General features: G+C 64.3%; 22 protein-coding genes. 5 read left to right on the plus strand and 17 right to left on the minus strand.

What is annotated here, in order from left to right; all coding sequences use genetic code 11:
- The first annotated feature begins 20 nt into the window (after positions 1-20).
- The 3 genes from hrpA to K420_RS0108630 are packed head-to-tail and all read left to right on the plus strand — an operon-like array spanning position 21 to position 5,456.
- On the plus strand, positions 21-3,968 hold the full coding sequence (gene hrpA, locus K420_RS18480) for an ATP-dependent RNA helicase HrpA (protein WP_051453023.1): 3,948 nt from the start codon (positions 21-23) through the stop codon (positions 3,966-3,968).
- Entirely contained in the window at positions 3,961-4,695 is a 735-nt protein-coding gene (locus K420_RS0108625; RefSeq protein ID WP_027457701.1) for an EI24 domain-containing protein, read from the plus strand. Before hrpA ends, K420_RS0108625 begins: the two co-directional genes overlap by 8 nt.
- Complete coding sequence (locus K420_RS0108630; RefSeq protein WP_027457702.1) at positions 4,692-5,456, plus strand: competence/damage-inducible protein A; 765 nt, start codon at positions 4,692-4,694, stop codon at positions 5,454-5,456. The genes K420_RS0108625 and K420_RS0108630 overlap by 4 nt, the downstream gene beginning before the upstream one ends.
- Positions 5,457-5,526: 70 nt before the next feature.
- On the opposite strand, the gene K420_RS0108635 is transcribed toward K420_RS0108630, so the two are convergent.
- The 6 genes from K420_RS0108635 to K420_RS0108660 form a co-directional block, all read right to left on the minus strand.
- A complete protein-coding gene (locus K420_RS0108635; RefSeq protein WP_027457703.1) occupies positions 5,527-6,096 on the minus strand; it encodes a phasin family protein in 570 nt (189 codons plus the stop codon).
- Positions 6,097-6,172: 76 nt separating this feature from the next.
- A complete protein-coding gene (locus tag K420_RS0108640; RefSeq protein ID WP_027457704.1) occupies positions 6,173-6,730 on the minus strand; it encodes a phasin family protein in 558 nt (185 codons plus the stop codon).
- Between the two features lie 226 nt (positions 6,731-6,956).
- A complete protein-coding gene (gene lptA, locus K420_RS0108645; protein WP_027457705.1) occupies positions 6,957-7,559 on the minus strand; it encodes a lipopolysaccharide transport periplasmic protein LptA in 603 nt (200 codons plus the stop codon).
- On the minus strand, positions 7,556-8,137 hold the full coding sequence (gene lptC / locus K420_RS0108650) for an LPS export ABC transporter periplasmic protein LptC (protein ID WP_027457706.1): 582 nt from the start codon (positions 8,135-8,137) through the stop codon (positions 7,556-7,558). Before lptC ends, lptA begins: the two co-directional genes overlap by 4 nt.
- A complete protein-coding gene (locus tag K420_RS0108655) occupies positions 8,134-8,664 on the minus strand; it encodes a KdsC family phosphatase (protein WP_232422748.1) in 531 nt (176 codons plus the stop codon). Before K420_RS0108655 ends, lptC begins: the two co-directional genes overlap by 4 nt.
- Positions 8,661-9,659: a KpsF/GutQ family sugar-phosphate isomerase gene (locus K420_RS0108660; protein ID WP_027457708.1), complete on the minus strand. Its 999-nt coding sequence runs from the start codon at positions 9,657-9,659 to the stop codon at positions 8,661-8,663. The genes K420_RS0108655 and K420_RS0108660 overlap by 4 nt, the downstream gene beginning before the upstream one ends.
- Before the next feature lie 98 nt (positions 9,660-9,757).
- On the opposite strand from K420_RS0108660, the gene K420_RS0108665 reads away from it, so the two are divergent.
- Positions 9,758-11,671 (plus strand): cation:proton antiporter domain-containing protein, encoded by a 1,914-nt coding sequence (locus K420_RS0108665; RefSeq protein WP_051453274.1) that lies wholly within the window; start codon positions 9,758-9,760, stop codon positions 11,669-11,671.
- A 44-nt stretch (positions 11,672-11,715) separates the two neighbouring features.
- Here the strand turns inward: K420_RS0108665 and K420_RS0108670 are convergent, their stop codons facing one another.
- Positions 11,716-12,549: a type II secretion system protein gene (locus tag K420_RS0108670; protein ID WP_232422749.1), complete on the minus strand. Its 834-nt coding sequence runs from the start codon at positions 12,547-12,549 to the stop codon at positions 11,716-11,718.
- 33 nt (positions 12,550-12,582) lie between these two features.
- Between K420_RS0108670 and K420_RS18485 the strand changes: the two genes are divergently transcribed.
- Entirely contained in the window at positions 12,583-14,187 is a 1,605-nt protein-coding gene (locus K420_RS18485; protein WP_198293819.1) for an ATP-binding protein, read from the plus strand.
- On the opposite strand, the gene K420_RS0108680 is transcribed toward K420_RS18485, so the two are convergent.
- From K420_RS0108680 to K420_RS0108725, 10 genes are all read right to left on the minus strand, one after another.
- Positions 14,165-15,442, minus strand: coding sequence for an adenylate/guanylate cyclase domain-containing protein (locus K420_RS0108680; RefSeq protein ID WP_027457711.1), 1,278 nt, complete (start codon positions 15,440-15,442; stop codon positions 14,165-14,167). The two genes, K420_RS18485 and K420_RS0108680, sit on opposite strands and share 23 nt — an antisense overlap.
- A 79-nt stretch (positions 15,443-15,521) precedes the next feature.
- Positions 15,522-16,217 carry a type II secretion system protein gene (locus K420_RS0108685; protein ID WP_027457712.1) on the minus strand — a complete coding sequence of 232 codons (696 nt, stop codon included), beginning with the start codon at positions 16,215-16,217 and terminating at the stop codon, positions 15,522-15,524.
- Positions 16,214-17,185: a type II secretion system protein gene (locus K420_RS0108690; RefSeq protein ID WP_027457713.1), complete on the minus strand. Its 972-nt coding sequence runs from the start codon at positions 17,183-17,185 to the stop codon at positions 16,214-16,216. The genes K420_RS0108685 and K420_RS0108690 overlap by 4 nt, the downstream gene beginning before the upstream one ends.
- Entirely contained in the window at positions 17,182-17,550 is a 369-nt protein-coding gene (locus tag K420_RS0108695) for a hypothetical protein (protein WP_027457714.1), read from the minus strand. The genes K420_RS0108690 and K420_RS0108695 overlap by 4 nt, the downstream gene beginning before the upstream one ends.
- A 2-nt stretch (positions 17,551-17,552) precedes the next feature.
- On the minus strand, positions 17,553-18,155 hold the full coding sequence (locus K420_RS19675; protein WP_051453026.1) for a hypothetical protein: 603 nt from the start codon (positions 18,153-18,155) through the stop codon (positions 17,553-17,555).
- Positions 18,152-19,654, minus strand: coding sequence for a hypothetical protein (locus K420_RS0108705; RefSeq protein ID WP_027457715.1), 1,503 nt, complete (start codon positions 19,652-19,654; stop codon positions 18,152-18,154). The genes K420_RS19675 and K420_RS0108705 overlap by 4 nt, the downstream gene beginning before the upstream one ends.
- Positions 19,651-20,850: a type II secretion system F family protein gene (locus K420_RS0108710; RefSeq protein ID WP_027457716.1), complete on the minus strand. Its 1,200-nt coding sequence runs from the start codon at positions 20,848-20,850 to the stop codon at positions 19,651-19,653. The genes K420_RS0108705 and K420_RS0108710 overlap by 4 nt, the downstream gene beginning before the upstream one ends.
- 2 nt (positions 20,851-20,852) lie before the next feature.
- Complete coding sequence (locus K420_RS0108715; RefSeq protein ID WP_027457717.1) at positions 20,853-22,559, minus strand: GspE/PulE family protein; 1,707 nt, start codon at positions 22,557-22,559, stop codon at positions 20,853-20,855.
- A 7-nt stretch (positions 22,560-22,566) separates the two neighbouring features.
- Positions 22,567-23,817 (minus strand): tetratricopeptide repeat protein, encoded by a 1,251-nt coding sequence (locus K420_RS19680; protein WP_027457718.1) that lies wholly within the window; start codon positions 23,815-23,817, stop codon positions 22,567-22,569.
- 10 nt (positions 23,818-23,827) lie between these two features.
- Positions 23,828-25,609 (minus strand): pilus (MSHA type) biogenesis protein MshL, encoded by a 1,782-nt coding sequence (locus K420_RS0108725; RefSeq protein WP_027457719.1) that lies wholly within the window; start codon positions 25,607-25,609, stop codon positions 23,828-23,830.
- Positions 25,610-25,611: the final 2 nt, after the last annotated feature.

The following is a 25,611-nucleotide window of genomic DNA, read 5'->3' on the forward strand; positions in this document are numbered from 1 at the left end:
GGCGAATATAATGCGGCCCCATGGCTACTCCCTCCCGCAAGCGCCTTGCGCATGATGATCTTTCCCCTGATTTCCTGACAGCAGATGCCAAGCGCCTGCGCGGCCTGCAGCGCGAATTGCTGCGGTCGAGCGGGGAAAAAAAACAAAAACTGCAGGCCGACCTCGGGGCCTTGCTGGCGCAGTCGCAGGCTGCTGTGGCCGCCCGGCGCGACAAGCTGCCTAAGCCTGAATTCCAGTCCGACCTGCCGGTCAACGAGCGGCGGGCCGACATTGCCGAGCTGATCGCCAAGCACCAGGTCGTGATCGTCTGCGGTGAAACCGGCTCGGGCAAGACGACGCAATTGCCAAAAATCTGCCTCGACCTCGGCATTGGCGCCCGTGGCCTGATCGGCCACACGCAGCCGCGCCGGCTGGCCGCCCGCTCGGTGGCGACGCGTCTGGCACAGGAACTGAAGACGCAGGTCGGGGCTGGCGTCGGTGTCAAGATCCGCTTCCATGACAAGACGACGCCGGACAGCTGGGTCAAGCTGATGACCGACGGCATCCTGCTCGCCGAATCGCAGTCCGATCCTTACCTGAACGCCTACGAGGCGATCATCATCGACGAGGCGCACGAGCGCAGCCTGAACATCGACTTCCTGCTCGGCTACCTGAAGCAGCTGCTGCCGAAGCGCCCGGACCTGAAGCTGATCATTACCTCGGCGACCATCGACGCCGAGCGTTTTGCGCAGCACTTCAACGGCGCGCCGGTGATCGAAGTGTCAGGCCGGCTCTACCCGGTCGAGGTGCGCTACCGGCCGGTCGAGGATATCGACAAGCAGGACGACGAGCGCGATCTCTACGACGCCATCGTCGATGCCGCCGACGAACTGGCCCGCCTCGGCCCCGGCGATATCCTGGTCTTTTTGCCCGGCGAGCGGGAAATCCGCGAGGCCGCCGAAGCGCTGCGCAAGCACGCGCTGGCCCGGCCCGGCCTGAGCACGGCGCACGCACCGGAAATCCTGCCCTTGTTCTCGCGCCTGTCGGCCGGCGAGCAGGACCGCATCTTCAAACCTTCCGGCGGCCAGCGGCGCATCGTGCTGGCGACTAACGTCGCCGAAACCTCGTTGACCGTGCCGGGCATCCGCTACGTGATCGATACCGGGCTGGCCCGGGTCAAGCGCTACTCCTACCGCAACAAGGTCGAGCAGTTGCAGGTCGAGCCCATTTCGCAGGCCGCGGCGCGCCAGCGGGCCGGCCGTTGCGGCCGGGTGGCGGCCGGCGTGTGCGTCCGTTTATACGATGAGGCCGATTTCAACGCCCGGGCACCGTTTACCGATCCGGAAATCCTGCGGTCCTCGCTGGCCGGCGTCATCCTGCGCATGAAGTCGCTGCGCCTGACCGACGTCGAGACCTTCCCCTTCATCGAGCCGCCGCCGAGCAAGGCGATCAGCGACGGCTACGCGCTGTTGCAGGAGCTCGGCGCGCTCGACGACGAGAATCGCCTGACCAAGGTCGGCGAGGCGCTGGCCAAACTGCCGCTCGATCCGCGCATTGGCCGCATGCTGGTCGCTGCCCGCGACCTCGGCTGCCTGACGGAAGTGCTGATCATCGCCGCCGGGCTATCGACGCAGGACCCGCGCGAACGGCCGCAGGAGCGGCAGCAGGCCGCCGACGAAAAGCACAAGCTGTTTGCCGACGAGAAGTCGGAGTTCCTCAGCTGGGTCAAGCTCTGGCAATGGTTCAAGAATGCCGTCGACCACAAGAAATCGAACAAGTCGCTGGTCGACACCTGCCACGCCCATTTCCTGTCCTACCTGCGCCTGCGCGAGTGGCGCGAGGTACATGGCCAGTTGCACGCGATGGTCACCGAGCTGGGCTGGAAGGAAAACGAGATTCCCGGCACCTACGACGCCATCCACATGGCGCTGCTCTCCGGCCTGCTCGGCAACATCGGCTGCAAGTCCGACGAATCCGGCTACTACCTCGGCGCGCGCGGCATCCGCTACCTGATCCACCCCTCGTCGCCGCTGCAAAAAAAGGCCGGAAAATGGATCATGGCCGCCGAGATCACCGAGACGACGCGCCTGTTCGGTCGCTGCGTCGCCCGCATCGAAGATGGCTGGATCGAGAAAGTGGGCGCTCACCTCATCAAGCGCCAGTACTTCGATCCGCACTGGGAAAAGAAGGCGATGCAGGTCGCCGGCTGGGAGCGGACGACGCTCTACGGTATCGTGATCAACCCCAAGCGGCGCATCCATTACGGCCCGCTGGCGCCGGCCGAGGCGCGCGAGATTTTCATCCGCCAGGGCCTGGTTGCCGAGGAGATCGACGAGAGTTACGCCAGGCGCTGGCCCTTCTTCCAGCACAACCAGAAGCAGATCCGCGACATCGAGAAGATCGAGCACAAACAGCGCCGGCAGGACGTGCTGGTCGACGACGAGCTGATCTTCGCCTTCTACGACCACATCATCCCGGAAGGCATCCACAACGGCGCCACCTTCGACCATTGGCGCAAGACCGCCGAGCAGGACAACGCCAAGCTGCTGTTCCTGGCCAAGGACGACCTGATGCGCCACTCGGCGGCCGGCGTGACCACCGAGGCTTTCCCGCATCACCTGAAGGTCGGCGGCGTCGATTACGCGCTGAGTTACCACTTCGAGCCGGGTTCGCCCAAGGACGGCGTGACGCTGACCTTGCCGCTGGCGCAACTGAACCAGATTCCGGCGCTGCGCATGGAGTGGCTGGTCCCCGGGCTGTTGAAGGAAAAACTGGTGCAGCTGATCAAGACGCTGCCGCAGAAAATCCGCGCCAAGCTGGTGCCGGTGCCGGAGTTCGTCGACGAGTTCATCGCCGCTACGGCCGGCAACGACAAGAAGATGAACGCCGGGCTGATCCCGCCGCTGATCGACTACATCCTCGAAGCGCGCGGCCTGAATGCCCGCGGCTGGGCGGTGACGCCAGACGCCTTCCGGCCCGACGCGCTGCCGCCGCATTTCTCGATGAACTACAAGCTGATCGACGAACATGGGCGGCAGCTGGACATGAACCGCAGCCTGGTCGCCCTGCGCGGCGAGTGGGGTAAGGAAGCCAAGGAGGAATTCGCCGAGCTGCACGAAACGCCGTCCGAATACACCAACCTGACCGACTGGACCTTCGGCGAATTGCCAGAACTGATGGAGGTGCCGGTCGGCAAGCAGACGGTGATCGGCTACCCGGCGCTGGTCGATGACGGCGAGACGGTCAGTCTGAAGGTCTTCGATTCGGCCGAGGAGGCCGCCGAGACGCACCGCAAGGGCCTGGCCCGGTTGTTCATGTTGCAGTTCCGCGAGCAGGTGAAGTACTTCGACAAGAACGTGCCGGGCATGAGCCAGATGGGCATGCAGTTCATGGCCTTGGGGACGACCGACGAACTGAAGCGACAGATCGTCGACCTGACCTTCGAGCGCGCCTGCCTGACCGAACCGCTGCCGACCACGCTGGAAGCCTTCAAGGCGCGCTGTGGCGAAGCCAAGGCGCGGCTGGGTCTGATCATGCAGGAGGTTTGCCGGCTGGTTGGCGCGATCCTGACCGAATGGCAGGTGGTGACCAAGAAGCTGCCGGCCTTCAAGGCGCAGGCGGCGGTGGTCGCCGACATCGAGGCGCAGTTGAAGCGGCTGGTGAGCAAGAACTTCGTCGTCGCGACACCTTTTGAGCGCCTGCAACATTTCCCGCGCTACCTGAAGGCGATCGGCGTGCGGCTCGACAAGCTGAAGGCGAACCCGGGGCGCGATGCCCAGTCGATGGCCGACTACGCCAAGCTATGGACCAACTACGAGCGCCGGGCGCTGCAACTGGCCAAGATGGGCGCGGTCGATCCGCAGGTCGAGCAGTTCCGCTGGCTGCTCGAAGAATTGCGTGTCGGGCTGTTCGCGCAGGAACTCCGGACGCCGGTGCCGGTCTCGGTCAAACGTCTGGAAAAACAATGGGAGGGCATCAAGCATGGGTGATGTCATGCTGGCGCTGGCGCGCACCTTCGCCTCACTGCGCCAAGGCAAGGTCTGGCTCTATGTGCTGACCCCGGCACTGTTCTCGCTGCTGCTCTCCATCGGCCTTGCCGTTTGGGTGCTGGGCGCTGTCGTGCAGCAAATGATGGAATACCCGCCGATGACCTTGCTCGTCGGCTGGGGGCTGGTCTGGCTGGCCAACATCTTGGCTTACCTGGGGGGCTGGATGGCGATCTTTGCCATCGCCTACCTGACGGCCTCGCTGCTCGCCGCCGTCGTCATCCTGCCGCTGATCCTCAATCATCTGTCGGCCAGCGAGTACCGCGACGTGGCGGCCATGGGCAAGGACAGCTTCGTGGCGGCAGCCATGAACAGCCTGGTTGCGTCGGTCGTTTTTGTGCTGGCTTGGGTGGCAACCATCCCGCTCTGGCTGATTCCCGGCTTCTCGCTGCTCATCCCCCTGTTGCTGATGGGCTGGCTGAACCGCCGTACCTTTGCCTACGACGCGCTGTCGATGCACGCCACGGAGAGCGAATGGCAGGCCATCCGCCGCGACCAGAAAACGCCGCTCTTCATGCTCGGCCTGACCATGGCCCTGCTTGCCCATATCCCGGTCATCGGCTTGCTGGTGCCGGCGCTGGCGGCGCTATCATTCGTCCATTACGGGCTGGAGGCCCTGCGCCGCTCGCGCGGCGGCGCGCTGGTCACTATCGAGGGAGAACGTGTATGAGCCGTACCTTTGGCGCCATCATCATTGGCGACGAAATCCTGTCCGGCAAGCGGCAGGACAAGCACTTCGCCAAAATTGCCGAAATGCTCGGTGCGCGCGGCCTGCGCCTGAGCTGGGTGGAATACCTGGGCGACGACCGCCAACGCCTGACCGAGACCTTCAAGCGCACGATGGCCGCTGGCGACGTGGTGTTCTCCTGCGGCGGCATCGGCAATACGCCGGACGACCACACCCGGCAGGCGGCCGCTGCAGCGCTTGGTGTCGGGCTGGAATTGCATGCTGAAGCGTTCGAGGATCTGAAGATCCGTTTTGCCGGCGAGGAGATCACCGACCAGCGCAAGCTGCTGGTCACTTTCCCGCAAGGGGTGAAGATGATTCCCAATCCCTTCAACCGCATCGCCGGTTTCATGGCCAACGAGCATTACTTCGTGCCGGGCTTCCCGCAGATGGCGCACCCGATGATCGAGTGGGTGCTCGACACCTTCTACAAGAGCGAATTCCAGCCGGTCGCCGATACCATCGAGAAGGCCTTCCTGCTCACCGGCCCGACCGCCTACGAGAGCGCGCTGCTCGACCTGATGGAGCGCATCGTCGCCGTCTACCCGACCTTGCGGCTGTTCTCGCTGCCGTCGCTGGTCGGCAAGGAGCGCAAGCATCTGGAACTCGGCGTCGAGGGGGCTCCGGCCTTGGTCGACAAGGCGATGGAGGAGATTCGCCTTGAGGTCGAGCGGCGCGGCATTACCTGGGTCTGGCGGCCGTAGTTTTTTGCGCCCCCCCCCAAAAGCAAAAGCCCGCTGCAAAGCGGGCTTTCTTTTGCCGGAGCGCGGTGAATTACTTGGCGGCGGCCTTCTTGGCGGCGGCCGCGGTGGCGCTCTTCTTGGCCGGTGCGGCAACCTGGGAGGCTGCTTGCAGGTTGGCTTCGGCGATATCCGACAGTTGCTTGGCCATCGAGGTCATCTGGTCGAAGGCCTTGGTCGAGGCGCCGAGCATGGACTGCATCGTGGCGGCGAACACGTCGCCACCGACCGGTGCGGAGGCCTTGGCTTTCTCGACGGCGGTTTCGGCTGTCTTGGTGAAGGTGCTGTACTGGGCTTCCATGACCGAGGTGATTTCCTTCTGCATTTCGGAAACCAGGTCATAGACGCTGCGTGAGTAGCTCATCAGCTTATCGACGTTCGGCTGGGCCAGTTCGCTGTTCAGCTTGGCGACTTCGTTGGCATCCTTGGCCGACAACAGTTGCTGGGCGTTGGCAACCGTGTTGTTGAAGAACTCGCGGGAGGCCGCCATGTTCAGGGCGGTCAGGCGCTCGACACCGTTGAAGGCGGTACGCATCAGGGCCATCATGACTTCGGCGTTGGCTTTCTGGGCGGCGGTCAGTTGTTCGATATTCGGGTTGCTCATCATCTTCTCCAGTTCGTGTTTGCAGGCGTGGATGAAACAAGACCCCTGCCGGGGCAGGGGCCTGATTGCAGCGAGATTACTTGGCTTTCTTGGCGGCGGTCGCGGTAGCGCCAACGGCCTTGACGGTGGCGTTGGTGGCGGCGGCAACATTGGCTTCGGTGATTTCGGCAACCTGCTTGGCAGCCTTGTTCATGTTGTCGAAAGCGGAGTTGGCGGCGGCGATGGCGCTCTTGACGGCAGCGACGGCAACGTCGGAACCAGCCGGGGCAGACTTGGCAGCCTTGTCCAGCAGGCCGGCGACCGACTTCTGGAACTCGGAGAACTGGGCTTCAACCATCTTGGACAGCTCTTCCTGGGTCTGGGCCGAGATTTCATAGACTGAACGGGAATAGGCAACGGCCTTCTCGACGTTCGGCTGGGCCAGGGAGGCCTGGATGGACATGGCTTCCTGGACATCCTTGGCACCCATCAGGGCCTTGGCACCGGAGACGGAATCTTCCATCACGGAACGGGCGGTGTTCAGGTTCAGGGCGGCGATGCGCTCGGCGGAAGCCAGGGCGGTGTTGGCCAGGGACAGCAGGGAGTCGACGGTGGCCTTGTTGGCAGCGGCGAATTGCTCGGGGGTGGTGAACATGGGTTTATCTCCTAATGAAAAGTCATGCAGTGCTATGAGTTTTTGCAGTGCTGCCCTGTTGGATGTTGCGCTGCAGCATGGACTTCATTATAGGGATGATTGCCTGCTTGTCAAGCCTATTTTGTGCAGTGCACCAAATTGAATAAACCGATGTAAATCATGTGCTTGGCGTTGCTTGAAATGGCGGATGGCTGAAGCTTTTCGCGGCGCAGCAGGCGGTGTTGCACTATTCTTGTGCAGGTTCGACGCCCAGGCCGGCGGCACCCTTGAGCTGCAGGCGTTCGCCGCGGTTGGCCGGGCGTTCCGGTTCCGTTTCCTTGTTCTTTGGCTGGATGACGGCGCGAACGCGCGGTGCGGCGCCTGTCGGCGTACGCGTCTCGCCGGCGGTGACCAGGTATTTTTCATTCACCGCGTCGTACCAGATGTAGTCGCCCTTGACCTGATCCTCGCCGCTTTTCACCCAGGCGCGGTGGAACAGTTCGGCGACCTCGGTATTGGTGTCGTATTCGATGCGTTCGGCCTCGCCCTCGACGTATTCGTCCTTGCCTTCTCGCTTCTGGCGGAAATAGGCGAGCCCTTTCTTGCCGCTGAAGGCGGTACCCTTCTGGAAGCCGTAGCGGTCTTCGGTGATGATCACCCGTTCGGCCTTGAGCACCATGCTGCCCTTGGTGATGACGACGTCGCCTTCGAGGATCTGGATCTTTTTGGCGTCATCGATCGACACCTTGCCGGCTTCGACCAGCATCGGCTTGTCGCGGTCAGCTTTTTCGGCGTGGGCGGGAAGGGTGGCCAGTAGGCAGAGGCTCAGCGTGACGAGGCGAACGTTCATGGCTTGTTACTCGGTCGAATGTACTGCCCCTTGACCTGCGATTGCAGAACGAAGGTGGATTTGTTGTTGTCGATCTCGGCGCCGACGCCGGTTATCCAGGAGGGGCCCTGGGTAATCTCGACCGGGCTGTTGGTGAAGGCGAAACCAGTCTCGGTCTGCACCGTCAGGTCGGGCGTGCGGGCCACCAGTTCGAGGCTGTCCGGCGTCGCGGCGCGTGTGATGCGCACGTTGTCCCACAGGAAGGCCACTTCGCCCTTCGAGGTGACCTTGGCGAAATTCGATTCGACCTTGATCGGCGGTGCATCCGGGCGGTAGCTGATCAGCACCGGCGAGGTCAGTTCGGAGCTGTCGTCGTCCGGGTAGTGCACCAGGTGGGGGCCAGTCAACCGGTACTTGACCTGGCCGGTTTCATCAAACCGGCGCACAACATAGTTTTCGGCAATGGCGTCGGGGTCATGGCGGAACTTGCCGTCGTGCTTGTCGTCACCGGGAGCGGTGGCGCTTTGCAGCCAAAAGGTCAGCCCGGCCAGCACGGACAGGATGATGATCGGGAAGAGTTGGCTCGGCCAGTGCTTCATGCGGCGGCGAGGTAGGGCGCGAAGGCTTCGTCCAGCTTGCCTTGGGCGGCGAGGATGAATTCGATGGCCTCGCGCACGGCACCGTGGCCGCCGGCTGCCTCAGTGATGGCATGCACGCGTTCCTTGACGATCGGGCGGGCGTTAGCCGGTGCGATGGCCAGGCCGCACAGTGCCATGGCCGGCAGGTCGATCAGGTCATCGCCCATGAAAGCCAGTTCGGACCAGGTCAGGCCGAGTTTTTGGAGCAGTTTCTCGGCAACATCGCGCTTGTTGCCGACACCCTGATAGACGTGCGCCACGCCAAGGTCGGCGGCGCGGTGCGAGACGACGCCGGAATTGCGACCGGTGATGATCGCCACCTCGATGCCGACGCGCTTGAGCAGCACGATACCGAGGCCGTCCTGGACGTTGAAGGTTTTGAACTCGTGGCCGTCGTCGGAATAGTGCAGGCCGCCGTCGGTCATCACCCCGTCGATGTCGAAGGCGATGAGTTTGATGCGGGCGGCGCGGGCTTTGGCGTCCATCATATGACCTTGGCGGTGAACAGATCGTGCATGTTGAGGGCGCCGATCAGGTGATTGTCGGTGTCGACGACGAGCAGCGCGTTGATGCGCAGGCGCTCCATCATTTCGACGGCCTCCACGGCCAGGCGATCCGGGCCGATGGTGCGGGGGTTCGGGTGCATGACCGAGGCGATGTCGCCCTGCTGCAGATCGATGCGCTTTTCGAAGGCGCGGCGCAGGTCACCATCGGTGAAGATGCCCAGTACGGCGTTGGCGGGGTCGGTGATCGCCACCAGGCCCAGCCCGCCGCGCGACATGGCGATGATGGCGTCGGTAATCGGGGTGTCAGGCCTGACGGCCGGCACGCGGTCGTCGCCGCGCATCACGTCGCGGACATGGGTGAGCAGGCGGCGGCCGAGTGAGCCGCCGGGATGCGAGCGGGCAAAATCTTCCGGGCCGAAACCGCGGGCGTCGAGCAGGGCGACGGCCAGCGCATCGCCCAGCGCCAAGGCGGCCGTTGTGCTGGCGGTGGGCGCCAGGTTGTGCGGGCAGGCTTCCTGTGCGACGCCGGCGTCGAGGTGGATGTCGGCTTCGCGGGCCAGTGTCGAGGTGGGTACGCCGGTCATCGCGATGATCTTGGCCCCCTGGCGCTTCAGCGCCGGCAGGATGCTGAGCAGTTCACCCGATTCGCCGGAGTTGGAGAGGGCGAGCAGCACATCCTCGCGGGTGATCATGCCGAGGTCGCCATGGCTGGCCTCGGCGGGATGGACGAAGTAGGCCGGCGTGCCGGTGCTGGCCATGGTCGCCGCGATCTTGCGGGCGATGTGGCCGGATTTACCCATGCCGCTGACGATCAGGCGGCCTTGGCTGCTCAGGATCAGCTCGACGGCGCGGCTGAAATCGCCATTCAGGCGGCCTTGCAGGGCGGAAACTGCCGCAGCCTCGATGCTCAGGGTCTGGCGACCCAGTTCCAGAGCGCGTTCCGGGGAAAAGCGATGGGCGTTGAGGCTTGGGTTCATGGCTGGGCTGCGGTTAAGATGTGCGAAGTATACCCGAATCGAGAAAACGCCCCTTGAGCGCACTTTCCCTCGTCCTTTTGCTGCTTGGCGCCTCGGTGATGGCCGTGGTCGTTTTCCGGCGTTTCAACCTGCCGCCGGTGCTCGGCTACCTGTTCGTCGGCAGCGTCATCGGGCCGCATGCGCTGAACCTGATGGACGACATCCATCGCGCCGAGTCGCTGGCCGAATTCGGCGTCGTCTTCCTGATGTTCTCGATCGGTCTGGAATTCTCGCTGCCCAAGCTGTTTGCGATGAAGCGCATCGTGTTCGGGCTGGGGTTGCTGCAGGTGGCCGTCACCATGGCGCTCGTCGCCGGGCTGGTCATGCTGTTCGGTGTCAGCTGGCAGATCGGCATCGCGCTGGGCGGCGTCTTCGCCATGTCGTCCACGGCGGTCATCACCAAGCTGCTGGCCGAGCGCATGCAGCTCGATTCAGCGCACGGCCGGGAGATCATGGGGGTGCTGCTCTTCCAGGATCTCGCTGTCGTCCCCCTGCTGGTCATCATTCCGTCGTTGACCCAGCCACCGGAGAAACTGGCCGTGCTGCTCGCCATCGCGCTGGCCAAGGCGGTTGTCGTGCTCGCCCTGATTCTCGTCTTCGGCCAGCGCCTGATGCGCAAATGGTTCCACTTCGTGGCCCGTGCCAAGTCGTCGGAAGTGTTCATCCTCAACGTGCTGCTCATCACGCTGAGCCTGGCGACGATCACCGAACTGGCCGGCCTGTCGCTGGCGCTTGGCGCCTTCGTCGCCGGCATGCTGATCTCGGAAACGGAATACAAGTTCCAGGTGGAGGAGGACATCAAGCCCTTCCGCGATGTGCTGATGGGGCTCTTCTTCGTGACCATCGGCGTCAAGCTCGACATGCACATCCTGCTCGGCCTGTGGTGGCAGGTGCTGCTCGCTTTGCTTGGCCTGCTCGTCATCAAGGCGCTGATCGTCGGCCTGATGTCCTGGCGGCTGGGCGCCTCGCCCGGCAACGCCATCCGCTCGGCGCTCTGGCTCTGTGCCGGTGGTGAATTCGGTTTCGTGCTGCTCGGCGAAATCGTCCGCCTGCCGCGCGAGATCCAGCAGGTGGCGCTGACCGTGCTGGTCCTCTCGATGCTGATCGCGCCCTTCATCGTCCAGTACAGCGAACGCATTGTCGTTCGTTTCGTGGCCAGCGAATGGTTGATGCGCTCGATGCAGCTGACCAAGATCGCCGCCCAGTCGATGGGGGCGGAGAAGCACGCCATTCTTTGCGGCTTCGGCCGCAACGGCCAGTATCTCGCCCGCTTCCTGGCCCAGGAAGACATCAACTACGTCGCGCTCGATCTTGACCCGGATCGGGTGCGTGACGCGTCGGCTGGTGGCGAAAACGTCGTCTATGGCGACGCCGGGCGCAAGGAGGCATTGATGGCAGCCGGCCTGATGCGGGCCAGCGTGGTCATCGTGACGATCAGCGATACGGCACTGGCCGAGAAGGTGCTGCATCACGTCCAGGAGCTGCGGCACGACCTGCCGGTCGTCGTGCGGACCTTCGATGAGCGCGACATGGAACGCCTGACGCGTGCCGGTGCTGCCGAGGTGGTGCCGGAGGCGCTCGAAGCCAGTCTGATGCTCGCTTCCCACGCACTGGTCCTGGTCGGCGTGCCGATCAACCGGGTGCTCAAGCGCATCCGCCAGACCCGATCCAAGCGCTACAGCCTGCTGCGCGGCTTTTACCGTGGCATTTCAGACCGCGATTATGACGAGGAAGACGAGCAGCATCCGCGCATGCACTCCGTGCTCCTCGAACCGGGGGCGGGGGCCATTGGCAAGACGCTGGATGAACTCGATCTGGAAAACCTGGGATGCGAAGTCAGCGCCATCCGCCGCCGCGGCATCCGTGCCGTCGAGCCGGCGCCGGAAACGCGACTGATGGAAGGTGACGTCGTCGTTGTGCTTGGCCTGCCGGAAGCGATTGCGGCTGCTGACGAACGCCTGCTGCAGAAATGACAAAGCCCGCCGAGGCGGGCTTTGCGTGCTTCCAAGGTGGTGGTTTAGAAACCGGAACAGACGGTGAACAATTGCTGATCGTTATTGCCAGGGGCGAGGAGTGTTGCATCAGCTTGGTTGGCAACGCCGTCTGCAATGACGCGCACCGTTCCGGTTTGGGTGTTGCCGTCGTCCAGCATGGTATCCAGCTGGCGCGCAAAGCGGCCTTGGATACCACCGGAGCAAACGTAGAAATTGGCGGGCCAAGGCGTGGTCGGTGCGGTCAGGATGGCATCGCCGGTAATGCCCACCCGGCCACCGTCGGCGTTGCGATAGATATATTCCGCGTTACCAACGACCGGTGTTCCTGTGGCCAGCCCTGCGAGGCGCACGTGTTGCCAGAACAGATAAGCTTCGTCAGTTTGCGTGACCGAATTCCAGGCACCGTTGATCCGCGCATTATTAAGTGTCGCTGCCGGGGTGGTCGCTGCAACCCCGCCCTGAACGTGGCTGGCTACCGCAGCATCGTCGCCGGGTAGCGCACGGAAGCGATCCTGGTAGGCATATACGAACGATGAAACCGAGCGGAAGTCGTTGGCGAAGTTCTTGACCTTCGCACTGTTGATCAGCTCTTGACCCTTCAGGACGCCGCCCATCAGCAGGCCGATAATGACCAGCACGATAGCGATCTCGACGAGGGTGAAGCCCTTTTGTTGGTTTTTCATGGCATGCTCCGAATATGATTTTGTTTGTTCCTGTGCAATAAGCGTGCCTATGACTTTAGGCCTAAAAAATGGCAAACCGGTGCCGAGGTGAGCCAGAATGTGTCGAAAAATGGACAGGGTGTCGAAAAGATGAACGCCGTCGCTGGCCTGCGCCTGGCAGATCGCCTGGCCCATTGGCCACATGCTCTATTGGCCGGACATTTGCTGATGCTGCATGCCCTGGCCTTCGGCGGCTGGCAGGCACCGGCGGTGCGCCTGCTGTGGGTGGTTGCTTTGGGCTTGTTCCTGATCTGGCAGCCCTTCGTGGCGGGGGAGCGGCGCATCAGCGGACGGCAGGCGGCGCTGCTGGTCGGTGCCACGCTGGTGTCGACGCTGTTGCTTGGGCCGTGGTTGCTGCTGATCTGGTGCGGGGCGCTGGCTGCGTCAATCGGCGGTCGGGTCATGGGTACCGAACACCGGGGCGAGCGGGCCGGCTATCTATTGGCCTTTGGCTATCTGATCGCACTGACCGTACTGGGCGTCGTGCCGGAAATTTCGCCGGCCGCCCGGATCGACAGCGGCCTGCGGCAGACGGTGGCCTTGTTCCTGCCGATGGCTTTGCCGCTCCTGCTGCTTTTCCCGGCCCGACCGCCGCAGCGGAAATCCGGTGAAACCTTCGATCTGTTTTACGGCATGCTGGTCTTCCTGGTGCTGGCCGTGCTGGTCCTGGGGGCGCTGGCTTACATGCCGATTGGTGGGGCCGGCTACGTCGAGTCGCTGTTCAAGACCTCACTGACCGTTGCCGTCGCCCTGCTGATCGTTGCCTGGGCCTGGAATCCCCGGGCCGGCTTCTCGGGGATTGGTTCGGCGATCTCGCACTATTTGCTGTCGCTCGGCATGCCGCTCGAACAGTGGCTGGTCCAGCTCTCCCGGGAGAGCGAGCAGAATGCCGATCCGGCCCTCTTCATCGAGGCGATGATGCGGCGTCTGGCGGCGGCCCCCTGGGTGCTGGGCATAGTTTGGCAGTCGGGCGAGGCGTCGGGGGCGTTCGGTGTAACTTCGGCGCATCGGCATGTTTGCGCGGTGAGCGAACTGACGCTGATCGTCCATTTCCGCCATGCGCCGTCGCCAGCCATGCGCTGGCATGTCGAGTGGCTGCTGCGCCTTGCTATCGAGTTTTACCTCGTCAAGCGCCAGAGCCAGCAGTTGCAGCGCATGGGGTATGCCCAGGCGATTTACGAAACCGGCGCCCGGGTGACGCACGACGTCAAGAACCTGCTGCAGTCCCTCCAGGTGCTTTGCTATGCGGCGACCCAGCCGGGTGATCCGGCCGAGGTGGCGGACCTGCTGCGTCGCCAGTTGCCGCAGATCGCCGACCGCCTGAAGGCGACGCTGGACAAATTGCAGTCGCCGCAGGTTGCCGATGCCGAATCGATCGATGCCGATCAGTGGTGGAGCCGCCTGCAGGATCGCTACGCACATGCCGCAATCGCGTGGCGTGGCGGGCCACTGGCCGGGCGGCAGATTCCGCGGGCCCTGTTCGACAGCGTGGCGGAGAATCTGTTGCAGAACGCCCTGGCCAAGCGACAGCGCGAGCCGGGGCTGGTCATCGAGGCGTGCCTTGACGGGGCCGGGCTTGGTGTGGCCGATAGCGGTTCGCCGATCCCATCGGCCGTGATGCGGGGGCTGCTGCATGAGCCGGTCGCTTCCGAGGACGGGCTGGGCATTGGCCTCTACCATGCCGCCCGGCAGGCAGCCGAACTCGGCTATCAACTGAGCGTGGCGGAAAACCAGCCGGGCAGAGTGGCCTTCAGGCTGTCGCCGGCGCCTTGAGGCGGTACAGCCGATAGACCGGCGTGTTGCCCTTGCCCTTCAGGTAAATCTCGAGCGGTGCTGCGAAATCGAATTCGCCAGCCAGGCGCCGGTAGGTGGTGGTATCGACATGGATCATGCCCGGCGTGCCTTCGCTGGTGATCCGGCTGGCCAGGTTGACCGTGTCGCCCCACAGGTCGTAGATGAACTTCTTCTTGCCGACCACGCCGGCGACCACCGGCCCGGTGCCGATGCCGATGCGCACGTCGAGATGTTGCGCATTGACCGTGAAGTCGCGGTGCAGCACGTCGCGCATGGCGATGGCCAGTTCGGCGATGGCCCGCGTGTAGTGGCCGCGCTCGCTGTTCAGGCCGCCGGCCACCATGTAGGCGTCGCCGATGGTCTTGATCTTCTCCAAGCCGAATTGCTCAGCCAGTTCGTCGAAGGACGAGAAAATCCGGTTGAGCATGGCAAACACCTGTTGCGGCGTCATACCCTCGGCCAGCCGGGTGAAATTGACGATATCGACGAACATGACGGTGACGTCCGAAAAACCATCGGCAATCGTCTGGTTGTCGTGCTTCAGGCGCTCGGCCACCGGGCCAGGCAGGATGTTGAGCAACAGGCGCTCGGAACGCTCCTGTTCCTCCTGCAGCAAGCGGTGCGTCGCCTCCAGGCTGGCCTGCAGCTTGCCTTTCTCGAGGATGGCGTAGCGCAGCAGCAGATAGACGATGCTGGAAATGGCTGCGAAGTTGAGGGCAAAGAAGAAGACGCTGGTTTCCGTCGACACCCGGTGGGCGTTGCTGATCGGCGAATCGGCCAGGTAATAGTCGAAGAAACCGGAGAGCGCAGTCAGGAAGATGTAGGCGATAAACCAGGCTATCGACTCGCGCGCGCCGCAAATGAGGACCGCGCCGATCGGCGCCAGCAAGCCCCACAGGCTGGTGCCGCTGGCCGTGATGAAGTTGCCGATACTCCATTGCACGATGAACGGCGCAAACAGGAAGAGCGACAACTGGGTAATGCGAAACCAGTCGAAATTGCCGCTATGCAGGAAATAGACAAGATTGGCGACGAGCAGCAACTGGAAGACGAACGGCGCGTTCGCCGAAAACTGCGGTCCCATCTGGCCGTAGAGGAACAGCCAGAGCATCGATCCGGTGCAGAAAAGGCCCGTCGCGAAAACCAGCAACGACTTCTTCAGGCGCATCTCGGCATCGTCGGCGGGATGGATGCCGCCGCTGCGCAAGGAGGAAATGAAGGATTGCAAACTCACGGTGGGATGGCCGGGCTGATTTATAACGTTCGCATGGCCAGTGTGGCAGCCGGGCCGGCCGCGGTCAATAAGCCGGCGCTCAAGGCAGACGGCCGGCGGCAATCAGGCGGTTGTAGAGAATGTTGGGGGAGATCCAGACGACGAGGTCGTCGAATTCGCTGGGGCCAGGCGGGGTGATCGTATGCATCACAAAGTCGTTATCGGCGTTGGTATTCTCCAGTTCGTCGGCGCTTGTGGCGGCAGGATTGGCGATGTTCGTGCCGGATGTTCCGCCCAAACCGTTGCGTCCATGCGAGATGACGACGGCCGGTAGTTGGGTGGCCAGGGAGGCGGTGCAGGCGGCCTGTTCGCAGACACGCAGCGCGCCGGTGCTGCTCAGGGTGAATCCGATGTCGCTACGAGCAAAGAGCGGTGTCACGCGGTAGCGGAAACGATTGTTCCAGGCATCCTGGTTGCCAATTCCGAGATCACTCCAGGGCAAAAAGCCTTCGGCGCCGGTACAGACGTTGCCAGTGCGATTTTCAAGCCCATCGCCATCGGTATCGGGGCAAGGCAGGTAGGGCTTGCCGTCGGCGGCCCCATGTGAGGCGGCATAACCGAGCAGCGCATCGCGCAGATCCTGCAGCAGCTGCTGCGTATCGCGGTAGGCCCGTTGGTCGATCTGGCTCCCCATTGTCATCATCAGGCCGCCGGAGAGCAGGGCAATGATGATCAGGACGATGGCCAGCTCGACGAGCGTGAAGCCGCGATTCTGGTGGATAGGGCGGGTGGTCATGGGCAGGGAAGTGTCGAGCACGGCAGAACGGTCAGGGTCGAGGTTCCGAGCTGAATTTGCGCCCGGTTCGGAGCGAGGCGCGTGTAGCTGACCAATGACAACCAGCCGTTGTTCGCCAGCCAGGTACTGTTACCCAGGTAGTTCAGATCGGCGTAGGGCAGTCCGCCACTCGCCTTGTTGGGGACTGCCGATCCACTGCTGGCCGGGGCAGCCCAGGGAAATTCACCGTAGTCGAGGAAGTGGCGGCGAAGGCCGCGGACGGGAAGGTTGGGGGCCTGGTCATCAAGACCGCGGACTTCGGCCAGGACAACGCGATTGATCGTGGCGAATAGCTCGCTTGCCGAGAGCGCCATGAGGCGGTCGTTGAAAGTGGATGCCGGGCCGCTGGTGACGAAAGGGCCGTTGCTGGCGTTGCTCAAGTCGAGATAATTGGCCGCCAGCGGTGGATTGGCGGCCGAAGGCTCAGCGCGTAGCTGGTTTCCGGTTGGGCTGCCGGGGGAAATGATCAAGGCGACAGCGGCGTTGGCCACGCCGTTCACCGTCAGTTGGCCAGCAGTAAGATGGTTGATCGGGGCACTCGAAAAACCCGGCGAAAGGGCATACCAGAGTGGTTCGCCGGAGCCGTCGACGAGCCGCCCGGTTTTCAGCGTTCGCCAGGGCAGGCGCCCAAGACGGGATGCCGGTGTGGTGCAACTGCCCTTCGCCTGACCTTCGAGCGGCGTGCCGATGCTGGCTTCGTCTTCCGGGCAGGGGAGCCGGCCCGGAGCATTGGCATAGGCGGCGGCATAGCCGATCAACGCTTCCTTGGCCTGCTGCAATGCCTGCTGGGTCCGGGCTTCGCGCAATTCGACCGCCTGACGACTGTTCCAGCCGGTCAGCAGGATTCCGGCCAGCATGGCGATGATTGCAAAGAGCAGTCCCAGCAGTACGACACCGCGTTGCGCGCGGGCATGGCCTCGCCGGCTCATTTTTTCCCGCGCCTGATGGTGATTCGCCCATCCTCGAGCAGGGGGGTAGTCTGCCCGCTTTCCGGGTAATAGGTCGTCCCGACCGGTACTTGCGGCAATGGGTTCTGGTTGTCCCAATCCGCCTCGCCGTTGATCCAGCGGGTGCGGCGGCCATTGCTGCTGCGGACTTCGCCGTTCAGGGTCTGGCTGGCTTCGCCTTCGCCCGGTGCCAGTTGGCCGAATGCCGGGTTGCGCTGGCGTTGCTGGTCGAGATGGGTGCGCTGCGGGGCATCGAAGAAGAGGCGGCCGAGCGGCGGGGTTTCGGCCTGGCCGGGGGCGCAGGCGAGGCTGAGAAACGTGGCGAGGAGCGGGATGACGCGGCGCATGGTCAATTCTTCTTGCCGGGCAGGCGGGCGGTCAGCCAGTCCAGCTCGCATTCAGCAGCAAGTCCGACGGGGATTTCGTGGCGCTCCGTAGAGCCGGCGGGCGGCGCCAGCTTGCAACTGCGGACGATGACCAGCGCCTTGGCCTGCTGCTGGATGCGGTCGAGGAAGGCAAGCAGGTCGCCTTCGTGCACCAAGCGTAGCTGGAGGCGCAGGGGGCTGGTGAACCAGGCGGGGCCTCCCGGGGTGTTGCCGCTCAGCGGGGCCTGGGCGGCAAACTCATATTTCATGCCGGGCAGGTGCAGCTCGCGTTGGGTGTCGCGCAGTTGCTCCATCCAGTCGAGGCGCTTTTCATCGCCCAGGATGCCGCCGCTTTGCAGGTGCTGCAGGGCCTGGAGGCGGGTCTTGAGGTCGAGTTCCTCGCTGTGGAACTGGCGCAGGCGCTGTTCGATGCGGGATTTCGCCTCGGCGGCCCGGTTGCGTTCGAGGCCGGCCTGCCGGGCGTCGTCCTGCGTCCACCAGGCGAGGGCACCTGCTGCGCCAAGCAGCCCCAGCGTGATGACGATGGGCAGGGCGAGTTTGCGCAGATCGCGTTCGGTCAGTGTCATGGCGTGGGCCTCCGGACGATCTCCAGCGCGAACTGGCGTGGCTTGGCTGCTTCCTCGCCGCCGTCGCCGCCGCGCAGCGTGCTGCCGGATTCGATATCGAACGGCCGTTGCCGCACGTTGACGGTCACCCCGGCCGCCAGGCGCAAGCTGTCGATGAAGTCGTCAAAGATGGCAAGTACCCGGCGGGGTTCGGCCTGGGGCAGGTTGATCGAGCCGCGCAGGGTGGTGATTTCGCCGGTTTCACCGGTGTTGCCAGGAGAAAACTGGATTTGATTCTTCCACTCGATGCCTTCGAGTACGACGTTTGGCATCCGTTCAAGCGTCTGGCCGACCAGGCTGAAGGCTGCATCGGGCCGGCGCTGCTGGCGGCTGAGTTCGGCGTGGCGGCTGGTCAGCAGGCGCAGGGTTTCGCTGTCGATGTCAAGCTGCGGCAGGGTGCTTGCCGCGGCCTGGTAGCGGCGGTCGAGTTCGGCTGCGCTGGCACTCAGGCTGCGGGCGTCGTCACGCAGGGCATGGGCGTCGTAGATCTGCTTGGCTGAATAAAGCAGGCTGCCGAGGAGGGCGACGAGCCCGGCGGCGATCAGGCCGTGGCGCAGTTGGGCCAGGCGGAAATGGTGCCGGTGCACCTCGCCGGCAAACTGCTGGCTGGGCGTGGCGATGGCCAGCAGGTGCATGAACAGCGTGTCGCTACGGTTGTCGTCGGGCAGGGCGTGCAGTCCCAGGCGGCTGGCTGCGGTGTGGCTGTCGATGATGTGGAAAGCAAGCTGTCCGCGGTCCGGGCAGGCATTCTCGATGGCCGGCAGGGTGTGCGGATGGGCGACGATGTAGACGGGGAGGGCTTCCTCGCGGCCGATCAGGCGCTGGCCGATCAGGTATTGCTGGAGCTTGGCCGATTCGGCGGCAAAGGTGCCGGCGATACCGGCGATGCTGCTGTCGGCGAGCGGCGTCATGCGCGAGAAATAGACCTGGCCGTTGGCCAGATAGCTGGAACGGACGGAATGGTCCTGCATGCTGAGCAGCAGGCAGCGGGCAGTGCCCAGCCCGAGTTTCCTGAGCAGCGGGCCGCCGAGCTGGGCGAGGCTGTAGATGCCGGAAAGGGCGATCTCGGCACTGGCCAGCCGCTGGAGCCAGGGTTCGAAATGGGCCGGGTTGGTCAGCGCGGCGAGGAGCAGCTTTTCGTTCTTGCGCTGGGTCTTTTCATAGCCCAGCGAGACGGCGGTGGCCAGCGCGGTCCCCTGGAAATGCTGGCCGATCTTGCGGCTGATCAGCGTCTGGCGGTCGGCGCCGCGCAGGAAGGGGATCGTTTCGTGGGCATGCCCTTCCTCGGCGACGTTGGCGAGCAGCGCGAAGCGGTCCTGGCGGTGGGCGGCGAGGTAGTCCGAGAACTGCTGCAAGCCGGCTTCGTCATTGTCGAAGTCGCCCTCCGGCAACAGCCGGCCCTGCTGCCAGGCGTAGGCCGACAGGCGATGGGTGTTGAGATAGAGGATGCGGCTCTTCACGTCTTGATTTTACTGATCACGTCGTAGATCGGGCCGATGACCGACAGCATGATCCAGCCGAGCAGGGCGCCCATGAACAGGGTGAGCATCGGTTCGATCATCGCCTGGGCCTTGCCCACCGACTCCTTGACGTCGCGGTTGTAGAAATAGCTGACGTTGAGCAGCGCCTTGTCCAGCCCGCCGGTGCTCTCGCCGATGCGCAGCATGCGGACGACGAGCGGTGGGAAGAGGCCGACATCGCGGAAGGCGCCGGCCACGTTCTGACCCTCGCGGATGGATTGTTCGACCCGCTCCAGGCCACGCCGGATAGCCCGGTTGCCGACGATGTCCTGCGTCGTGCGGATCGACTCCAGCACCGGGATACCCGAGGCGTAGAGCATGGCGAAAGTGCTGGCGAAGCGCGACAGGACGATCTTGCTCAGGATGGGGCCAAGCACCGGCAGGCGCAGCTTGGCGTCGTCGAAACGCAGGCGGGCCAGCGGGTTGCTGCGCACCAGCTGGAAGCCGATGAGGAAGGCGGCGAGCGGAATGGCCAGGAACAGATACCAGTAATTGACCAGCAGGTCGGAAACGAAGAACAGCACCTGGGTATGCGGCGGCAGCGTCTGGCCCATATTGCGCACGAAGACCTTGAGCTGCGGCACCATGTAGATCATCAGGAAGAAGGTGGCGGCGAGCACGATGCTCGCCACGAAGGCCGGATACAGCAGCAGCTTGCGGGTGTGCGAGGCCAGTTCGTCCTCCCACTTCAGCGAGTCACTCAGGCTGGCCAGCACGTCCGGCAGGCGGCCGCTCGCTTCGCCGGCCCGGATCAGGTTGCTGAACACCTGGCCGAATACCTCGGGGTGCTCGCTCATCGCCTGCGACAGGGTCTGGCCGCCTTCGATACCCTCGATCAGGCCGGCCATCACCTCGCGGAAGCGCGGATGCTCGATCGAGTCGCGCAGGTCGGTCAGCCCCTCCAGGATGGGAACACCGGCCCGTGTCAGCTGCTCCAGGTGAAAGCAGAAATTGATCAGCTCCGGCCGGGGCACGCCGCGCGTCCCGAACAGGGTGCGATGCTGCACCGGCGTGCCGGTCACCAGGTCGAGGTTCATGCGCTTCAGGCGCATTTCGAGGTCGATCAGGTTGATCGCATCGAGGCGTCCGTAGGTCATCCGGCCCTCTGCGCTGACCGCCTTGTAGTCGAAGATCATCGCTACATCCGGTCGGTCAGGTCGACGACGCGGGCCAGTTCCTCCAGCGAGGTCACGCCGTCGATAACGCGTTTCAGACCATCGTCGGCCAGCGTCGTGAAGCCCTGGAGCAGGGCGCGACTGCGGATTTCGTGCGTCGTGGCCCGGCGGGCGATCAGTTCGTCGATGCCGGCATCGATACGCAACAGCTCCATGATTGCGATCCGGCCACGATAGCCCTGGAAATCGCACAACTCGCAGCCGGTGGCGCGAAACAGCACCGGCCGCGGCCCTTCGCCCAGCGGGCCGAGCAGGCGGATTTCGTGCGGCTCGGCGTGGTATGGCGTCTTGCAGTGCTCGCACAGGCGCCGGATCAGGCGCTGGGCGATGATGCCGATGATGTTGCCAGCCATGATGTCGGGCAGCACGCCGATGTCGAGCAGGCGCGGCACGGCCCCGATGGCCGAGTTGGTGTGCAGGGTGGTGTACACCTGGTGGCCGGTCATTGCCGCGCGGAAGGCCATCTCGGCCGTTTCGGCATCGCGCACCTCGCCGACCAGGATGACGTCCGGGTCCTGGCGCATCATCGAACGGATGCCGTTGGCGAAATCGAGCTTGGCAGCCTCTGCCACCGAGGTCTGGCGAACCATGGCCATCGGGTATTCGACCGGGTCTTCGAGGGTCATGATGTGGATGCCCTCGCTGTTGATGTGGTTCAACACCGAGTACAGGGTCGTCGTTTTGCCGCTGCCGGTTGGGCCGGTGACCAGGATGATGCCCTCCGGCCGGGAAATCATCAGTTTCAACTGGTGCAGGTGCTCCTCGGCCAGGCCGAGCCCTTCCAGGGGCACGATGCCTTTCTGGCGGTCGAGGATGCGCAGCACGATGTTCTCGCCGTGGATGGTCGGTTGGCTGGCGACCCGGAAGTCGATCGGCCGGCCGGATACCGTCAGACTGATGCGGCCGTCCTGCGGCGCGCGCATTTCGGCGATGTTCATGCCCGACAGCACCTTGATGCGCACCGTCATGGCCGGCCAGTAGGATTTATGCAGGGCGCGGATCTGGCGCAGCATGCCGTCGATGCGATAGCGGATGCGCAGGAAATTGGCTTCCGGCTCGAAGTGGATGTCGGATGCCTCGCGCTTCACCGCATCGGTCAGGATCGAGTCGATCAGGCGGACAACCGGCTGGCTGTACTCGTTGTCTGCCGCCGACAGGCTCTTCCAGTCGATTTCGCCGGTCTCGATCTCGTGCAGGATGCCATCGATGGAGAGTTCATGGCCGTAATACTGGTCGATGGCGTGGTCGATTTCCGATTCGCCGGCGAGCAGCGTATCGATCTCCGTGCCTTCCTCGAGCAGGGCGCGCACCCGGTCGAGGCCGACGATGTCGTTGACGTCGGAAATGGCCAGCGCCAACCGCCGGCTTTGCGTGTCGTAATCGAGCGGCAGCAGGTGGTGGCGCTTGGCCAGATCGCGCGGCACCAGCTTGAGCGCCTGCGGATCGACCACCGCGTTGCCCAGATCGATGCTCTGCTTGCCCAGGCTTTCGGAGAGCGCCTGGCGCAGCGTCGCTTCGGTGACGAATCCGAGGGAGACGAGCAGCTTGCCGATCGGCTGGTTGCACTTCATCTGCTCCAGCAGCGCGATGCGCAACTGGTCTTCCGACAGGATACCCTCGGCAATCAGGATCTGGCCGAGCGGGCGGCGTTGCAGGGCGGTGGTGCTCATGTCGGGGTCAGCGCGGCGCTTCCAGTTCGGCCAGGCGTTTCTCGACGCCGGCACGGTCGAAGGCAGCCGGGCGGCGGCCGGCGGCTTCCAGCGCCAAGCGGTAATGCTGGCCGGCCAGGCGGGGCTGGCGCAGGTGGTCGAGGCTGACCGCCAGGTTGAACAGGTAGTCCGGGTTATCGCCCTCGGCGGCGACGGCGTTGAAATAAACCTGCTGGGCTTCCGGCCAGCGGTTCTGGCGGGCATACAGGTTGCCCAGGGCAAAGTTGAGGGGCGCCGATTCCGGTGTGGCCGAAAGCAGGCTCTTCAGGCGGCTCTCGCTGCCCTGCGGGTCGGCGTCTGCCGCGCTGCCGCTCAGGGCGGCGGCCTGCACCGCCGGGTCGGCCGGGTTGGCGACCAGGGCGCGCTGGCGCAGCGTCTCGGCATCGGCCAAGCGGCCCTGCTGCTGGGCGATGCCGGCCAGTGCCAGCAGGGCATCGGTATTGTTCGGATCGCGGCGCAGGGTCTGCTCGAATTCCCGTCGCGCCAGTTCGATCTCGCCGCGCTGCAGGCTGGCGTGGCCGCGGGCCAGCGCAGGATCGACCGTCGGCTGGCTGCGGGTGAGGCGAATCGGGATGGGATTGGCGCCGGGATCGGCAGTGGTTGGTGCCGCCACCGCCTCCCGGCGGGGGGCGAACAGCGCGGGTGCCGCATCGCGCGGTGTCGGTGCTGCGCCGCCCGCCTGCGGTGGTGTGACGGACGGAGCGAGCAGAGGCGCTGCTGGCGGGGGGGCAGGCGGTGCGACATTGGGTGCGCCGGCAGGGGCGATCGCGAGCGAGCCCCGGTTCATCGCATTCAGCTGATACCAGACATAGCCGCCGATGCCGACACCGGCCACACCGAGGGTGCCGAGTGCCAGCCAGAGCGGCAAGCGCGAGGGGCCGTTGGCGGTGGGCGCCTGCTTGGCGGCAAAGGCATTGCGCACGGCCTGGCGGTTGGACTGCTCATTGGCTGGCGCGGGAGATGCCGCGCCGGGTGCGTGCGATGCGGCGGGGGGCGGCGTCTTGGGGAGCGCGTTGCTGGCCAGATCGGCGTCCACGGCATCGATGTAATTCGCCAGGTCGGGCAGCGGATTGCTGGCCGGGCTACCGGTTTCGCCGGGCAGCGGCTCCAGGCTGAGGGCCGGTTCCGGCCCCGTGCCCGGCGCGATACCGAATTGCGCCCGCGCCGCCTCCTGCTTGGCCGTTTCGGCCCGTTTCAGCGCATCCATCAACAGGCTCATGCGCGATTCCTCAGCGGCTGGGAACGACGTTGAAGGGCTGGGCTTCGTTCGGCTGGGCGAAGAAGTTGTCGCCGGGCAGATAGCCCTTCAGGCCGGCGTAGTCGCCATCGAGGCTGGCATCCTTGATGACGATGGGGCGGAGGAGGATGACCAGTTCGGTTTTTTGAGCGGCGTTGTTGCGGTTGTTGGCCACTTCACCAAGCAGGGGAATTTGCCCGACCAGCGGCACACGCTGCGTCTGGTAGTCGACCTTGTCTTCCATCAGGCCGCCAAGCACGGCGATATTGCCACTGGCAACGCGCATGACGGATTCAATTTCCTTGGTCCGGATGACCGGCACCAGGTTGTTGATGTTGTTCTTGCGCAGGTCCGGGTTCGGGTCGGCCACTTCGCGGGCGACGGAGGTAATCGTTGGCCGGACGTTGAGGGTGATCGCGTCACCCTCGCCGATCTGCGGCGTGACGCTGACCACCAGACCGACCGAAACGGATTGCGGCGTCGTCGTGTAGGTGGTCGTTGCGCCGAAATTGGCGGTTGTCGTTGTGTCGGCCTTGACGTTGAAATAGACGTAGTTCTCGACCACCTTGAGCAGTGCCGTCTGGTTGTTCATGACCGACAGGCGCGGGCTGGACAGCACCTTGGTCGTGCCGAAGGTGTTCAGCATGGTGATGGCTGCCGTCGGATCGCCGCCGGTGTAGCGCAGGTTCACGGCATTCCGGGTCAGGGCGTCGCCACTGAAGGTGAATAGCCCGCCCGAGGTCAGCTTGCCCCAGTTGATGCCTTGCTGATAGCCGTCACTTAGTGCGACCTCGACGATGGTCGCCTCGATCAATACCTGGCGTCGGACGGAGTTGACCACGCGGTCGACGAATTCCTGGATGCGGTCGTGCTGGCGCTGGGTGGCGCGGACGGTGACGATGCCGCTTTCCGCGTTGACGATGACCGAAGCGGCTTCGCGGAAGGTGCTGTGGCGGACCAGCGTGGTTGCCGTTCCCTGGCTGGTCGAGTTGGGGGATGGGTTGCCCTGCAGGGCGTTGGCGATGGCTTGCGCTGCCCGCCGGCCAGTTTGCGGCAGGGCCGCGGCGCCGGTCGCTGTTTGTTCGTTGGCTTGCTCGTAGCTGGTTTCGCTGGAGCCTTCCGGCAACACCTTGTCGGTTTCGCGCAGGATGTCCTTGATGTTTTTTTCGAGCGATTCCCAGAACTGGTTTTTCGATGAATTCTCGATCCGGGTGTTCGAGATATTGCCGGTGGTGGCACCGGTGGGCGAGGCTGTCTGGGCGCTGCCCGGCGTGCCGGTGGCGATCTGGGTATTAGCTGAAACTGTGCCGGTCACGTTGCGCGCCATGTTCACGTAATCGACCTTGTAATGTTTCAGGAAGGGCGAGTCGGGCATCACGGCCAGGTTCGGGCCGTCGAGTTCGTAGCGCATGTCCACCTGCTTGGCGATGCGGGTGAGCAGTTGCGGCAGGGTCTGGTCGATGGCGTTCAGCGTGACGTGGCCGGTGATGCCAGGGTGGATGTCGACATTGACCTTGGCATCGCGGGCCAGGGCGAACAACAGGTCGCGGACCGGGACGTTGTTGACGACGACGCTGTAGGTTTCGGCCTTGCGGGTCGGGCGCGGTTTGGGCAAGGCCAGCGTTTGCTGGACGGGCGGCGGGATACTGCCGGCAGTCGCGGTCGGCGCGTGGTCGCCGTTCAGGTGTCCCTTCAGCGGCTCACGCGGCGTCGGAGCGGAGCAGGCGGCAATCAGGAGGGCGGCGAGCGGGATGCTGAAATATCCGATTTTCATCG

The sequence above is a fragment of the Dechloromonas agitata is5 genome, assembly GCF_000519045.1.
Taxonomy (GTDB): Bacteria; Pseudomonadota; Gammaproteobacteria; order Burkholderiales; family Rhodocyclaceae; genus Azonexus; species Azonexus agitatus.